Below are 15,910 nucleotides of genomic sequence, written 5' to 3'. Positions count from 1 at the left end.
TTCACTTCATACTTGTATGCCTTACCTTCTGCATCATATGCTGCTAAATCTTTGAATTCGTATTTCCAGCCTGTTGCTTTGCTTACTTCTTGCGTCGCAATCACTGTACCATTTTGTAGTAGATTTACTTTAATCATTTCCGGACGATCTTTCGCGTTATCGTCTTTCCATGTTTTCGTTCCTTCTACTTTTGTTTTGCCTACTTTTGTATTTGTAATGTCAGTACCATTTACTTTGGATTCATATCCAGCTACTGGCTGTTCTTTCACTTCATACTTGTACGCTACTCCGTTTGCATCGTATGCTTGGAGCTTTTCAAACGTGTACTTCCATTCACTTGCTGCTGTTACTTCTTTCGTGTCTACTACTTTACCGTTTTGTAGTAAGTCTACTTTGATTGTGCTTGGACGATCTGTTGCGTTATCGTCTTTCCATGTTTTCGTTCCTTCTACTTTTGTTTCGCCTACTTTTATATTTGTGATGTCAGTACCACTTACTTTAGATTCATATCCAGCTACCGGTTGTTCCTTCACTTTATACTTGTACGCTACTCCATTTTCATCATACGCTACTAAATCTTTGAATTCATATTTCCAGCCTGTTGCTTTGCTTACTTCTTGCGTCGCAATCACTGTACCATTTTGTAAAAGGTCTACTTTAATCATTTCCGGACGATCTGTTGCGTTATCGTCTTTCCACGTTTTCGTTCCTTCTACTTTTGTCTGACCTACTCTTGTATTTGTGATGTCAGTACCGTTTACTTTGGATTCATATCCAGCTACTGGCTGTTCTTTCACTGTATACTCGTAAGCCTTTCCTTCCGCATCATATGCTGCTAAATCTGCGAATATATATTTCCAACCCATTACTGCTAATACGTCTTGTGTTTTAATCACATTCCCGTTTTGTAGTAAGTCTACTTTGATCATTGTCGGACGGTCTGTTGCATTTCCGTCATTCCATGTCTTCGTTCCTTCTACTTTTGTTTTGCCTACTTTTGTATTTGTGATGTCAGTACCACTTACTTTGGATTCATATCCTGGTACTGCTTGTTCTTTCACTTCATACTTGTACGCTACTCCGTTTGCATCATATGCTTGGAGTTTTTCAAATGTGTACTTCCAGTCTGTTGCCGCTGTTACTTCTTTTGTATCTACTACTTTACCGTTTTGTAAAAGATCTACTTTGATCATTTCCGGACGATCTTTCGCATTATCGTCTTTCCATGTCTTCGTTCCTTCTACTTTTGTTTCGCCTACTTTTGTATTTGTAATGTCAGTACCACTTACTTTGGATTCATATCCCGGTACTGCTTGTTCCTTCACTTCGTACTTGTACGCTACTCCATTTTCATCATACGCTGCTAAATCTTTGAACTTGTATTTCCAGTCTGTTGCTTTGCTTACTTCTTGCGTCGCAATCACTGTACCATTTTGTAAAAGGTCTACTTTAATCATTTCCGGACGATCTTTCGCGTTATCGTCTTTCCATGTCTTCGTTCCTTCTACTTTTGTTTTGCCTACTTTTGTATTTGTGATGTCAGTACCATTTACTTTGGATTCATATCCAGTTACTGGCTGTTCTTTCACTTCATACTTGTATGCTACCCCGTTTGCATCGTATGCTTGGAGTTTTTCAAACGCGTACTTCCAGTTCGTTGCCGCTGTTACTTCTTTTGTATCTACTACTTTACCGTTTTGTAAAAGATCTACTTTGATCATTTCCGGACGATCTTTTGTGTTATCGTCTTTCCATGTCTTCGTTCCTTCTACTTTTGTTTCACCTACTTTTGTATTTGTGATGTCAGTACCGTTTACTTTGGATTCATATCCTGGTACCGGTTGTTCTTTCACTTCATACTTGTATGCCTTACCTTCTGCATCGTAAGCCTGTAGGTTTTCAAACGTGTACTTCCATTCACTTGCTGCTGTTACTTCTTTCGTGTCTACTACTTTACCGTTTTGTAGTAGGTCTACTTTGATTGTGCTTGGACGATCTGTTGCGTTATCGTCTTTCCATGTCTTCGTTCCTTCTACTTTTGTTTGACCTACCTTTGTATTTGTGATATCAGTGCCATTTACTTTGGATTCATATCCAGCTACTGGCTGTTCTTTCACTTCATACTTGTATGCCTTACCTTCTGCATCATATGCTGCTAAATCTTTGAATTCGTATTTCCAGTCTGTTGCTTTGCTTACTTCTTGCGTCGTAATCACTGTACCATTTTGTAAAAGGTCTACTTTAATCATTTCCGGACGATCTTTCGCGTTATCGTCTTTCCATGTTTTCGTTCCTTCTACTTTTGTTTTGCCTACTTTTGTATTTGTGATATCAGTACCATTGACTTTTGATTCATATCCAGCTACCGACTGTTCTTTCACTTCATACTTGTACGCTGCTCCGTTTGCATCGTATGCTTGTAGCTTTTCAAACGTGTACTTCCATTCTGTTGCCGCTGTTACTTCTTTTGTATCTACTACTTTACCGTTTTGTAAAAGATCTACTTTGATCATTTCCGGACGATCTGTTGCGTTATCGTCTTTCCATGTCTTCGTTCCTTCTACTTTTGTTTCGCCTACTTTTGTATTTGTGATGTCATAACCATTGACTTTTGATTCATATCCAGCTACCGACTGTTCTTTCACTTCATACTTGTATGCTACTCCATTTTCATCATACGCTGCTAAATCTTTAAACTCATACTTCCAACCTGTTGCTTCACTTACTTCTTGCGTTGCAATCACTGTTTCTTTTTGTGCTTGTGAGTTATCTTTTTGTACTAAATCTACTTTGATGGTTTTCGGACGATCTGACGCATTGTTATCGTTCCACGTCTTCGTTCCTGCAACTGATGTCTTGCCTACTTTTGTATTCGTGATGTCATAACCATTTACTTTGGATTCGTATCCAGCTACCGGTTGTTCTTTCACTTCATACTTGTATGCTTTTCCATTTTCATCGAACGCTACTAAATCTTTAAATTCATACTTCCAACCTGTTTCTTTGCTTACTTCTTGTGTCGCAATCACTGTACCGTTTTGTAGTAAGTCTACTTTGATGGCTTTATGCTCTTCCTCTGTGCCACCTTTCCACGTCTTCGTTCCTGCAACTGATGTCTTGCCTACTTTTGTATTCGTGATGTCATAACCATTTACTTTGGATTCATATCCGTCTACTGCTTGTTCTTTCACTTCATACTTATATGCTTTTCCGCCTGCATCGTTTATTGCCAAATCTTTAAATTCATATTTCCAGCCTGTTGCTTCACTTACTTCTTGTGTCGCAATCACTGTACCGTTTTGTAGTAAGTCTACTTTAATCATCGTCGGACGGCCTTCCGCATTTCCGTCCTTCCATGTTTTCGTTCCTTCTACTTTGGTTGTTTGTACCACTTTTGTATTTGTAATGTCATAACCATTTACTTCTGTTGTGTATCCATCTATCGGTTGTTCTTTTACTTCATACTTGTACGCTACTCCATTTGCATCATAGGCTGCTAGGTTGTCAAATTTGTATTTCCAACCATCTGCCGCTGTTACTTCTTTCGTGTCTACTACTTTCTCATTTTGTAGTAATTCTACTTTGATTGTACTTGGACGATCTTTCTCGTTATCGCCTTTCCACGTCTTTGTCCCTGCAATAGATGTGGTTTTCACTTTATTCGGAATTAGCAACTTAACTCCATTTACAGCATCTGATTTAACTTCAAAAATTACTTTTGCTTGAGGGTCGAAATCAACATAGTCTGGAGCTGAAACTTCTTGCACATAATATTTCCCTGGTTGTAAATTAGAGATTTCAATTATCCCTTTTCCATCTGTTACATGTACATCTCCAACTTGTTCACCAGACTCTTTATACAACTTAAATGAAACATTTGGGATTACTTTTTCTTCATCCCCTTCAATATGCTTCACAATTTTTATCGTTCCTCTTGGAACCACGTTACCTTCAGCACCACCGCCAGCTGTCATATTTTCGACTGGATGAGTACCCGATTCAGTAACTGGTTCTTTGTTTATAACTTGGTAATCAATCGTATAATCATTCTTAAAAAACTCTTGCTTCTTCCCAGCTTCCGTTATAGTAGATGTATAACCAATCGTAAAGGCAGCAAGACGTGCTTTATTCTTATTAAGCACAACTTTAAATGATCTGTCTCCAGTAAAGGTAATCGTTCCATAACCTTGCTTTTCAAACTCTTGTAGCGTTACAGATCGACGCCCTAGATAATCATCTACAATTATATAGAAACTATCCTTATTAAGTGTTTGACCTTCCTGTAAATTATCGGTCACAACAATATCACGACTTAGCTCTTCTTTAGCTAAGTTTATATTCAAGAACCAACGTACTTCATCGTCCTTACCTGAATTCATATCACCAGTTTTATAAAAAAACGGTGGCTTTCCAGGTTCTGGACCACCACTGCTTGGGCCGGTAATTGTTACAGATTGCTTATCTACATTTGTACCGAAATTGGTTTCAATCTCTTTCTTTTCATCCGTTCCTACATTAGCAGCTTCCACGAAAAAGTTTAAATATCCTTTAATATTTTGATGTGTACTCACTTTATCATTAAATGTACATACCACAGTACCTGCAGTGACTTTACAAGTACCATAGTCATCTAATGGAAACTCTTTATCTAATCCTTTTAATTCTGGAGGCAGTGTTAATGTTAGTGTGTCTCCTGGCTTCAGCCTAAGTCCATCTTTTTCACTGAAGTTTACAGTTACTTTAGTCCGTTCTGTGGTACTTAGATTTGTTTTATTAATCTGAAAGCTATCCACAAGTCCTGCAGTGTTTAACTCTTGCGCATTAGCTACTATAGGTAAAAGACTCTGACCTATAGTAAACATGAAAATCATTATAATCGAAAAAATTGAAGTTATCCTTTTTAAATACATGCTTTCTGTTATCCTCCCTATAAAATTAAATATTTCTAGATTCTAGAACAAATATACTATGACAAAGATTCTACTATATCAATGTCATTAAGCCACTCTACTAAAATGTGTTTGATAGCTATTATCATCACCAACGCAAACGTTTGCTCTGTAAATGTGAAAATTTCATTGCCGACAAGTATGGAAGAGCTACTTCACAGTAAATATGCATTTGGTCAACTTCCTTACTTATCCTCCTAAAGAATAACAAGAAGTACAATCTATAATCGAATTTAGCATATCCGTCGAAGAAGGTTACGACTGTGAAACATGCTAGGATACTCGTATTCTAAAAGATGTCATTGAAGATGTGCCTTCTGTTATTATGAGTTGAGGTGAAATTGGCCATATGTTAAGACGTTTTGTGTTTAGTTACACAACCGACCTACACACCAAAACAAGTAGAACAAGAAGCGTTCCACCGCCAGCACTATATAATTAAAAACGCTCTGAATGAAGTATTGGTTGCCTATGCAAGATGAAAGTCATATTCTCCAAATTTGAATACAGTGGACCGAATTTGGGGGTAACTAAAAAAGAGTATGATTGTCAACTGATTTCATATAAATCGCATAGAAATACGAAATTCAGCCTTTTCATTTTTGGAGTATATAAATGAGTGTCGAGAAAAAACACTTTACCTAATGGGTTCCATAGCTATGTCGAAGAGTTAAAATGAGCTTATATGTGATGATAATATCAAAACCGAGAGATTTATATCCTTTCATTATTTTTTATCAAATCATGAAAACTTTATTTGTACTATATGTACTATTTTAAACATACCAACCCTAGTTTCTTAACTAAGCTGGAAGTTTTCAAGATTGATTACTAATTGTTTAGATACTTGGTTAGATGCATTGTTATTTTAGTATTTGGCATAGCTGTAATAATATTTTTTACAGCAACACACTCTTTCCTAGTAACATTCCACCAACTAATAATACATATATGGATTTTTGATAATCTTACCCCCAACAGTCTATTATTCTAGAATCGTTCCTAAAAATCAATAGTTAATTGGCATTTTTCTATTTTCACTTCATCACCATAACATATATTCGTCACATATATTTAGAGTAGAAAATTGGGCACAGAAAAAGAGATAGCTTTGCCATCTCTTTTTCTGTTTCAACTTCACCTTATCAAGCCATACAGCTTTTCGTTGGTTTTCTTTCTTTGACATCTAACCAGTCTATAGACTGATTAGATGTTTTTATGTCAACTCATATATCACTTCTAAACAAAAATAAGCATCTTTTCTTTTGTCTATTACATTTTTTCTGGTGCAGATACTCCTACGATTGCTAATGCGTTTTGAAGTGTAGTGCGTACTGCTTTCATTAACTCGTAACGAGCCTTACTTAATTCTAGGTTATCTTGGTTTAATACTTTTTCTGCATTGTAGAAGCTGTGTAATGCTGCGGCTAATTCAAATGCATAGCTTGTAATGCGGTGCGGGATACGTTTTTGTGCTGCATCCGCAACTACCGCCGGGAATTCACCAAGTTTTTTCAGTAACTCTACTTCTTTCTCAGAAGTAACAAGTTTGTAATTCACGTCTCCGCCTGTAGCTAGTCCTAATTCTTCACCTTGACGAAGGATACTGCATACACGAGCGTGTGCATATTGTGCATAGTATACTGGGTTTTCGTTAGACTTTGATACAGCTAAGTCCATATCGAAGTCTAAGTGAGAATCACCACTACGCATTGCGAAGAAGTAACGCATTGCGTCTACGCCTACTTCTTCCATAAGCTCACGAAGTGTAACTGCTTTACCTGTACGTTTACTCATCTTCACTTTTTCACCGTTTTGGTATAGTTGTACCATTTGGATGATTTCTACTTCAAGCGTTTCTTTATCGTAACCAAGCGCTTGAATAGCAGCTTTCATACGAGGAATGTAACCGTGGTGGTCAGCACCCCAAATGTTGATTAATTTATCGAAACCACGCTCTAATTTATCACGGTGGTAAGCGATATCTGGCGTTAAGTATGTGTAAGAACCATCGTTTTTAATTAATACACGGTTTTTGTCATCACCGTAAGTCATTGAACGGAACCAAGTTGCGCCGTCTTCTTCAAAGATCTCTTCACGCTCTTTTAATACTGCAAGTGCAGCATCAATTTTTCCGTTTTTGTATAATGATGTTTCAGAGAACCATACATCGAACTTAACACGGAAGCTCTCTAAGTCTTTTTGAAGTTTTGCTAATTCATATTTTAAACCGTACTCACGGTAGAATTCATAGCTTTCTTTCGCATCAGCTTTCGCATAACGATCGCCAAACTCTTCTGCTAGACGTTGACCGATACCGATAATATCCGCACCGTGGTAACCGTCTTCTGGCATTTCTTTATCTAAACCTAACGCTTGCATGTAACGAGCTTCAACAGAAAGAGCTAAGTTATGAATTTGGTTACCAGCATCGTTAATGTAGTATTCACGAGATACATCGTATCCTGCTTTTGCTAATACATTACACAACGTGTCACCTACTGCCGCACCACGTGCATGTCCTAAGTGAAGGTCACCTGTTGGATTCGCAGATACGAACTCAACTTGTACTTTTTCACCTTTCCCAGTATTAGTTTCACCGTAAGCTTCACCAGCATTAACGATTGTTGGGATTAAGTCTGTTAAGTAGCTATTATCCATGTAGAAGTTAATGAAACCAGGACCTGCGATTTCGATTTTTTCAATAGAAGCTTTTGCTTTATCGAAGTTTGCAATTAATTCTTCTGCAATCATACGAGGTGCTTTTTTCGCAACACGTGCAAGTTGCATTGCCATGTTTGTAGAGAAATCACCATGTGTTTTATCTTTTGGAGATTCTAATACAACAGTTGGAATTTGTTCTTCTGTTGCTAATTCTGCTTTTAATACAGCAGCTTGAATTTCTTCTTTAATCAATCCTTTTACTTGTTCTAAAGAATTCATTATTTTGCCTCCTTCAAATTAATCGTAATAGTATATCTGCCAGCTTCTTGTTCACTTAGAAGCAATGCGTACGTTAAGAAGAGTTGTCCTTTTTTCTTTTCATCCGACCATTTAAAAAGAACGTTATCAGTCTTTGTTTGCAATGCAAACGTACCAAGTTCACTCGTATACGTACCTGTTGTCCATTCACCTTTCACATGCGTTTGACGCATCGAAACAGCACCTGAACGCATAATGAGAACTTGTTCATTTTGAATTTTAATAATTGTTTTCACTTCGCCTTGCTCGTTCGGCTCTTGGAAAGTTACGTATGTACCTTGACCTTTTACATAGTATTGACCATTTGCTTCAAAAGCAACGGTTTCCTTACGCGCCCCTTCACGGATTTCTGTTACGAAATGAACATGCACCGGCAAGCCTGCAAGTTGTTTCTCCACGTCTTGCACACCTTTCAAATGTTATAGATATTAAATACTACTTATAATAAATCACTTTTCCTATCATATCAAAAAAAGCCTCTGTCTGTCTGCTGAAAAATCAGGAAAACTCCATTTCCAAAAATAATTCCCTTTCACCTTATTTCATATGATAAAATGTTTTTAAAATCTAAATATTCTATTAATTTAAGAGGTGAACCTAGTGCTACCAACAAAGTTAAAAAAGGGTGATGAAATAAGGGTGATTTCACCATCTTGTAGTTTAAGTATTGTTTCAAATGAAAATAGAAAACTTGCTATAAAAAGATTAACTGACATGGGCTTTCAAGTTACATTCTCAAAACACGCTGAAGAGATAGATCGCTTTGCTTCTTCTTCTATTTCTTCACGCGTTCAAGACCTTCACGAGGCATTTAGAGATCCTAATGTGAAAGGTATTTTGACAACACTTGGCGGATATAACTCTAATGGTTTACTGAAACATCTCGATTATGATTTAATTCGTGCAAACCCGAAATTTTTCTGTGGCTATTCTGATATTACCGCCTTAAATAACGCAATTTATACAAAAACAGGACTCATCACATACTCAGGGCCCCACTTCTCCTCATTTGGAATGGAGAAAGGACTCGATTACACGGCCGATTACTTTTTAAAATGTTTAACGTCTAATGAACCTATTGAAATCATACCGTCAGAAACGTGGAGCGATGACTCTTGGTACATTAATCAGGAAAATCGTGCATTTGTTAAAAATGAAGGGTATGTTTCAATTCAAGAAGGTGAAGCTACAGGAGATATTGTTGGTGGCAATATGAGCACATTTAATTTACTGCAAGGCACACCATATATGCCAAACTTACAGGGTAAAATTTTGTTTCTTGAAGAGGATAGCTTAACAGGAAAAGCTACACTTAAAACTTTCGATCGATATTTACATTCTCTTATGGGGCAGCAAGATTTTGAATATATAAAAGGTATTGTAATAGGAAGAATGCAAAAAGACGCAGAATGTACGATTGAAGACATTCAAGAGATGTTTGCTTCAAAGCCTGAACTTACACATATCCCGATCATTGCAAATGCAAGTTTCGGACATACAACTCCAATTTTTACTTTCCCAATTGGCGGACGTGCAAAAATTATTTCTAACAAAGATAATTCATCTATCACTATTTTAACGCACTAAAAAAGGAGCGAACGATTCGCTCCTTTTATGGTTTTTCTATTTTTTGCAACGCTTTTTGCGGGATTGACTCTTTCGGGATTTCAGCCCACCCTTTTCCTTGCATACCTTTTGCATAAATTTTTATAAAAGCACCCGTATGCAATTCACGGTTCACCATTCTTTTAATAACTTGTAGCTTTCCGTCTTCTGTATACCCTTTAAATGTATACAAATATTCATCATCTTTTTTCTCGCCTTTATCTATAACTGCATAATAGTCTTGTATTTCTTTATTTGAAAAGAAGTTGTCTACAAAAGCATGCACACCTTCTGTTTTTGTGTTTAAATAATATGCTGTTCCACCTAAAATGATAGCGAACACAGCTAAAACTTTAATTACCAATTTCATACATGCGCCTCCTGTTTGCACTTCTTTCTCTCTAGTCATACATCCATACCCGTATTATACGAAAAACGGCATACTATACTCTATCGAAATGCCTTACACTTTCCTTACATTATTGTAAGAGTTTTTTCTTTACAGCCATTTCCCAATAAAAATTTTTTCCGTTTCATGCACTTTTATATTATTATTGAATGATACAAATTTTTATTACAAAAATCAAAGGAGACAGTTTTCAAATGGCTATCTTGCAAGGTTTAGCACTATTACTTGTTGTACTTTGTCTATTTACACTTTTCAGTTACCGCGCTCCTTACGGAATGAAAGCAATGGGTGCTTTAGCTAATGCAGCAATCGCAAGTTTTCTTATTGAAGCATTTCATCGTTATATTGGTGGAGAAATGTTTCATAATGACTTTTTACAATCAGTAGGAGAAGCTTCTGGTAGTATGAGCGGTGTCGCAGCGGCAATTTTAGTAGCATTAGCAATTGGTGTTTCACCCGTATATGCTGTTTTAATCGGTATCGCTACTAGTGGCTTCGGTATTTTACCAGGTTTTTTCGCTGGATACGTTTGTGCATTCGTCGTGAAGTTTCTCGAAAAGAAATTACCAGCTGGTGTAGAATTTTTGGCAATTCTATTTATCGCTGCACCAATCTCACGTGGGATGGCAATGCTTATGGATCCGCTCGTTAACGCCACACTTGGTAAAATCGGTTCTATGATTTCAGTTGCAACTACAGAAAGCCCTATCATTATGGGTATTATGCTTGGTGGATTGATAACGGTTATTTCTACCTCTCCATTAAGTTCTATGGCACTCACTGCCATGCTTGGACTAACAGGTTTACCAATGGCAATTGGTAGTCTTGCCGTAGCAGCCTCAGCCCCAATGAACTTTATTTTCTTTAAACGACTAAAAATCTGTTCAAAGAAAGATACAATCGCTGTAGCAATCGAGCCTTTAACACAAGCAGATGTTGTCTCAGCAAATCCAATTCCAATTTATATGACAAACTTCGTTGGCGGTGCACTTGCCGGTATTATTACATCGCTATTCCAGCTCGTTAATAATGCGCCAGGAACAGCATCACCAATTCCAGGACTTCTTGTCTTATTCGGATTTAATGACGTTATAAAAGTAACGATTGCTGCCGTATTATGCGGAATCGTTACCACGATTGTCGGATACATCGGATCAATCGTGTTCCGCAAATATCCCATCCGCCCTGCTGATGAAATCCGCGGAATTACTTCGGAAGAGAAAATTGCATAAGAAAAAGAGCCTCCTATATATTATGGGAGGCTCTTATTTTATCCAGCTACAGCGGCTAGAATGCTCGGTGGCTTCGCTTCTTCCTTCGAGGCAAAAAACGCCTCTACATCTGAAGCTCCATCCGCCTCACATTCTAAACGAGCCGCTTCCGCTTTTATTTCACCCAACCGAGCAGCATTTCCCGCACGAATTTGCTTGCTGCAACTGGAGTTTGATCACTATGGTCGTAGACCGGAGCTACTTCTACTAAGTCTGCTCCAACTACATTTATATTTGAATTTGCGATTGCTACGATGGAATCTAATAGTTCTTTAGATGTGATACCTCCAGCTTCTAACGTTCCTGTTCCTGGAGCGTGAGCTGGGTCTAATACGTCAATGTCGATTGTGACATAGACTGGACGTCCTGCAAGTTTCGGTAATACTTCTTTTAAAGGCTCTAATACGTCAAATTTGTACAAGTTCATACCTACTTCTTTCGCCCATTCAAATTCTTCCTTCATTCCAGAACGAATTCCGAAAGAATATACGTTTTCCGGACCAATTAAATCACACACTTTACGAATTGGTGTAGAGTGGGATAAAGGCTCCCCCTCATACGATTCACGTAAATCAGTATGAGCATCCATGTGGATGATTGCTAAATCCGGATATTTTTTTGCCATTGCCTTAAAAATTGGCCAAGACACTAAGTGCTCACCGCCGAGACCTAGTGGAAACTTACCGGCATCTAAAAGTTTTGATACATACTCTTCAATCATGTCTAAGCTGCGTTGTGCATTTCCGAATGGTAATGGAATATCACCCGCATCAAAATATTTTACCTCTTCTAGTTCACGATCTAAATACGGACTATATTCTTCAAGGCCGATTGATACTTCACGAATACGTGCAGGGCCAAAGCGAGATCCTGGACGGTAACTTACTGTCCAATCCATAGGCATCCCATAAATAACTACCTTTGACTCTTCAAAACTTGGATGACTTTTAATAAATACTTTACCTGAATAAGCTTCATCAAAACGCATATTCTTTTCCTCCTTATGTGGAACTTAAGGTATCCCAACCTTTCATTATTTCTCAAATTTGGAGCGCACTGCTCCTCTTTCTCGATTTACCGGGGTCTTCTGTTTAATAATAAGAAGACTATTTTATTTATAGAAGTGTAAATAGCTAGCATGTTCAAGTCTCCTGGACAAACACCTTAAATGAGCTACTCACACTTTATTTGTTAAAATTCGATTTTCTTACTTAATTAAATCGCCAACAAATTTCGGTAATGCGAATGCTGCATTATGCAGTTCTTTCGTGTAATATTTCGTTTCAATTTCGTGGAAACGCTCTTCACTTACTTCTAATGGATCGTGTTTTTTAGATCCAATTGTGAATGTCCAAAGGCCACTTGGGTATGTTGGAATATTTGCTGTGTATAAACGAGTAATTGGGAAAATCTCTTTTACATCTTTAAACACAGTTGTAATTAATTCTGGTGTAAACCAAGGGTTGTCCGTTTGTGCAACGAAAATACCATCTTCTTTTAACGCTTTAGAGATTCCAGCGTAGAAACCTTTCGTAAATAAGTTTACTGCTGGCCCTACTGGTTCAGTAGAATCTACCATAATTACGTCATATTCATTTTCGCTTTCTGCGATGTGTAGGAAACCGTCTCCTACTTTTACTTCTACACGCTCATTGTCTAATGCACCTGCAATTGATGGTAAGTACTGTTTAGAGTACTCAATTACTTTTCCATCAATTTCAACAAGAGTTGCTTTCTTTACGCTTGGGTGTTTTAACACTTCACGAATAACACCGCCATCGCCGCCACCAACAACTAATACGTTTTCAGGGTTTGGATGTGTAAATAAAGGTACGTGCGCTACCATTTCATGATAAACGAACTCATCTTTTTCTGTTGTCATAACCATGCCGTCTAAAATAAGCATGTTTCCGAACTCTTCCGTTTCAACCATATCAAGTTTTTGGAATTCTGTTTGCTCCGTATGTAATGTGCGGTTAATACGCGCCGTAATCCCAAAATGTTTTGTTTGTTTTTCAGTGAACCATAGTTCCATCGTACAATCACGCCTTTCGATGCAAATTTATAATAGGGACATCATTAATGTCCCCTAACAAAAATAAAACAAAACATCCAAAAAGTATAGTTAAAAGTACAAAAATACCGAAAATATATTTTAGTCAGATCGTTCTAACATATATGTATAAAGAAAACCCTTTCTTAAGAAAGGGTTTTTGTCTCTACTTCTTCAGGTTTACGTATGGGAACCAAGATCATAATGCAACCCACTAATACAACAATTCCCCCAACTAAAAATGGACTTTGTGGTGAAACTGTATGCCCGATAACTCCTGATAAAATTGGAGCAATTGCGCCACCTAACCAACGAACGAAGTTATACACACCTGACGTAACAGATCTTTCATAAGGTGAAATATCCATGACATAACTTGTAAATAACGCATTATTTAATCCAGATGCTAATCCTGATAGAACGATTAATACGATTTGTAACCACATAATTTTCACGAAGAATAGTGCAATTAAGAAAACCGCAAATACGAGTAAACTAACTTTCAACAATGTTTTCGGTTCGTATTTACCTTCTAGCTTATGCGCCAAAATTGCTGAACCGTATGCCAATGCTAATCCCCATCCACAAAATACAAAACCTAATTGAATAGCAGATAAATGCATAATAAGTGGTGAATATGCTAACACGACAAAAAATCCGTAGTAGTATAACATCCCTGAAATAGCACCTTGCATGAACGGTTTATATTTCACCAGATTAACTAATTCCCCTACACCTGCCGCCTTACGCTTCATTTTTCGCTCCGGTTCTTTTACAAAAAAGAATACTAAAATAAATGCTAAGAAAATTAAAATACTCGTTGCGAAAAACGGATAACGCCAAGAATGTCCACCTAATATTCCACCTAATAACGGCCCACCAGCCATACCTAAACCGATAGCTGCTTCATATAATCCTACTGCTTCATGAACTTCTTTACTTAATGCTATTAACAGTGTCATTGCTGTCGCAAAAAACATCGCATTTCCTAATCCCCATCCAGCGCGGAAAAGAGATAATTGAGCAATCGTTTGCGATATACCGCATATAAACGCAAATACAGTCACAATCGCAAGACCAATTGTCATCATTCGTTTATCACCAAATCTCGATGCAAATATACCAGCTGGTAACATCATAATTGCCATTGTTAAAATATAAGCTGTAAATAGCATTTCAACTTGCCAATGCGTTGCGCCAATTTTCTCAGCAATAATCGGCAAGATCGGGTCGACTACCCCTATACCAGAAAAGGCAAGGAAGGTAGCCACCACTGTAATCAATCTCCCTAGTTTTTGTTTGCTCTCCATTTTGATTACTCCCCTTTTGTATTCTCTAAAAATGTCACTGCTCGATGTAAACTATCCTCGAGTTCTGCCTTTACACGCTGCATTTGCTCCATTTTCTCGTCTAACGTTTGCACTTGTTTTGCAAGCATCTCTTTGATTTCTTGAATCACTTCACGGTCACGAGGATTCTCGCTATTTCTTCTTTGTTCCATTCTTTCTTTTAACGATAAGAACTGCTGCATTTCTTGAAGCGTAATTCCTAGTACTTCTTTCGCTTCTACAATCCTTTTAATTCTTGCAATATCCTCATCTGTATACAGGCGAATATTTCCCTCACTACGCTCCGGGGGATGAATTAACCCAATTTCCTCATAATAACGAAGTGTACGTTTTGTTAAACCGACTTGTTTTGTTACTTCATCAATTTTATACATGTTTATTCCTCCCTTCACTTGATTATTACATTTTACGTTAACGTTAACTTTTATGCAACTGTTAGACTTTTGTAAATGTTTGTCCTATTCAATTGTAATTTTTTCAAAGCAGTTTCATAATGAAAGAAAAGAAACAATAAGGAGATTTTCACATGAATAAACCACTTATTTTCGCTCACCGTGGGGTAAAAGGAACACATCCAGAAAATACGATGATCGCCTTCCAAGAAGCTGAACGCATTGGCGCTCATGGAATTGAACTTGATGTTCATCTATCAAAAGACGGTGAACTTGTCGTGATCCACGATGAAACAGTGGATCGTACAACAAATGACGTAGGATTTGTTTCTGAAAAAACGGTAGAGGAACTACAATCATTGGACGCTGGTAGCCATAAAGACCCTTCTTTCCATGAAGCAAAAATTCCAACGTTGCGTGAAGTGTTCATTTGGCTATCTACAACAAATTTACAGCTCAATATTGAGTTAAAAACAGATGTGATTCACTACCCAAATATTGAGGAAAAAGTTGTTGCACTTGTGCGTGAATATCATCTTTCTAATCAGATTGTATTTTCATCATTTAACCATGAATCTGTTTCATTATTAGCAGAAATCGCTCCTGAAATCCCAAGGGCAATTTTATATGACACACCACTGGCTGATCCTATTGCTGAGGCAAAAAATCGAAAAGCAATTGGTTTACATCCTAACTTTCAGCTATTAACAAAAGAATTTGTTCAGTTCGCGCAAAAACAAGGATACGTTTTCCGTCCTTATACAATTAACGAATATAAAGATTTACAAACTATGATTGATTACGGTGTAGATGTCATTATTACCGATTGGCCAGCACGTGCCTTTGAGCTCCTTTCTTAATAGAAAGGGCTCTTTTTATTTTCACAATTTCATTGTTTAA

12 protein-coding genes are annotated in these 15,910 nt (G+C 37.3%); 3 read left to right on the top strand and 9 right to left on the bottom strand.

The window, feature by feature from the left end; translation table 11 throughout:
- The 3 genes from ACQKNR_RS25180 to ACQKNR_RS25170 all read right to left on the bottom strand — a co-directional run.
- On the bottom strand, positions 1-4,910 hold a 4,910-nt coding region (locus tag ACQKNR_RS25180), incomplete at its 3' end, for a Cna B-type domain-containing protein (protein ID WP_427321650.1).
- Positions 4,911-6,221: 1,311 nt separating this feature from the next.
- Complete coding sequence (argS, locus tag ACQKNR_RS25175; RefSeq protein ID WP_427321648.1) at positions 6,222-7,892, bottom strand: arginine--tRNA ligase; 1,671 nt, start codon at positions 7,890-7,892, stop codon at positions 6,222-6,224.
- Positions 7,892-8,329: a DUF1934 domain-containing protein gene (locus tag ACQKNR_RS25170; protein WP_098293583.1), complete on the bottom strand. Its 438-nt coding sequence runs from the start codon at positions 8,327-8,329 to the stop codon at positions 7,892-7,894. Before ACQKNR_RS25170 ends, argS begins: the two co-directional genes overlap by 1 nt.
- A 202-nt stretch (positions 8,330-8,531) precedes the next feature.
- On the opposite strand from ACQKNR_RS25170, the gene ACQKNR_RS25165 reads away from it, so the two are divergent.
- A complete protein-coding gene (locus tag ACQKNR_RS25165; RefSeq protein ID WP_427321646.1) occupies positions 8,532-9,518 on the top strand; it encodes a S66 family peptidase in 987 nt (328 codons plus the stop codon).
- Between the two features lie 25 nt (positions 9,519-9,543).
- Here ACQKNR_RS25165 and ACQKNR_RS25160 read toward each other — a convergent pair whose 3' ends face one another.
- On the bottom strand, positions 9,544-9,906 hold the full coding sequence (locus tag ACQKNR_RS25160) for a YxeA family protein (protein ID WP_193413817.1): 363 nt from the start codon (positions 9,904-9,906) through the stop codon (positions 9,544-9,546).
- A 233-nt stretch (positions 9,907-10,139) separates the two neighbouring features.
- On the opposite strand from ACQKNR_RS25160, the gene ACQKNR_RS25155 reads away from it, so the two are divergent.
- The gene (locus ACQKNR_RS25155; protein WP_427321643.1) at positions 10,140-11,177 is read left to right on the top strand and encodes a PTS sugar transporter subunit IIC; all 1,038 of its coding nucleotides are present in this window, start codon (positions 10,140-10,142) and stop codon (positions 11,175-11,177) included.
- 38 nt (positions 11,178-11,215) lie between these two features.
- On the opposite strand, the gene ACQKNR_RS25150 is transcribed toward ACQKNR_RS25155, so the two are convergent.
- From ACQKNR_RS25150 to ACQKNR_RS25130, 5 genes are all read right to left on the bottom strand, one after another.
- A complete protein-coding gene (locus ACQKNR_RS25150) occupies positions 11,216-11,344 on the bottom strand; it encodes a hypothetical protein (RefSeq protein ID WP_427321641.1) in 129 nt (42 codons plus the stop codon).
- Complete coding sequence (speB, locus tag ACQKNR_RS25145) at positions 11,332-12,204, bottom strand: agmatinase (RefSeq protein WP_048528013.1); 873 nt, start codon at positions 12,202-12,204, stop codon at positions 11,332-11,334. Before speB ends, ACQKNR_RS25150 begins: the two co-directional genes overlap by 13 nt.
- Before the next feature lie 219 nt (positions 12,205-12,423).
- Entirely contained in the window at positions 12,424-13,251 is an 828-nt protein-coding gene (gene speE / locus ACQKNR_RS25140) for a polyamine aminopropyltransferase (protein WP_000424696.1), read from the bottom strand.
- Between the two features lie 164 nt (positions 13,252-13,415).
- The gene (locus ACQKNR_RS25135) at positions 13,416-14,579 is read right to left on the bottom strand and encodes an MFS transporter (RefSeq protein ID WP_427321639.1); all 1,164 of its coding nucleotides are present in this window, start codon (positions 14,577-14,579) and stop codon (positions 13,416-13,418) included.
- Positions 14,580-14,584: 5 nt separating this feature from the next.
- Positions 14,585-14,992: a MerR family transcriptional regulator gene (locus ACQKNR_RS25130; RefSeq protein WP_128283007.1), complete on the bottom strand. Its 408-nt coding sequence runs from the start codon at positions 14,990-14,992 to the stop codon at positions 14,585-14,587.
- Positions 14,993-15,144: 152 nt separating this feature from the next.
- On the opposite strand from ACQKNR_RS25130, the gene ACQKNR_RS25125 reads away from it, so the two are divergent.
- Positions 15,145-15,870, top strand: a complete 726-nt coding sequence (locus ACQKNR_RS25125) for a glycerophosphodiester phosphodiesterase (protein ID WP_427321637.1) — start codon at positions 15,145-15,147, stop codon at positions 15,868-15,870.
- Positions 15,871-15,910 lie beyond the last annotated feature (40 nt).

It is taken from the genome of Bacillus sp. NPDC094077, from assembly GCF_050279465.1.
In the GTDB taxonomy this organism is placed as follows: Bacteria; Bacillota; Bacilli; order Bacillales; family Bacillaceae_G; genus Bacillus_A.
Note: the sequence above shows the minus strand (reverse complement) of the source record. Positions and strands in the feature narration are given on the sequence as shown.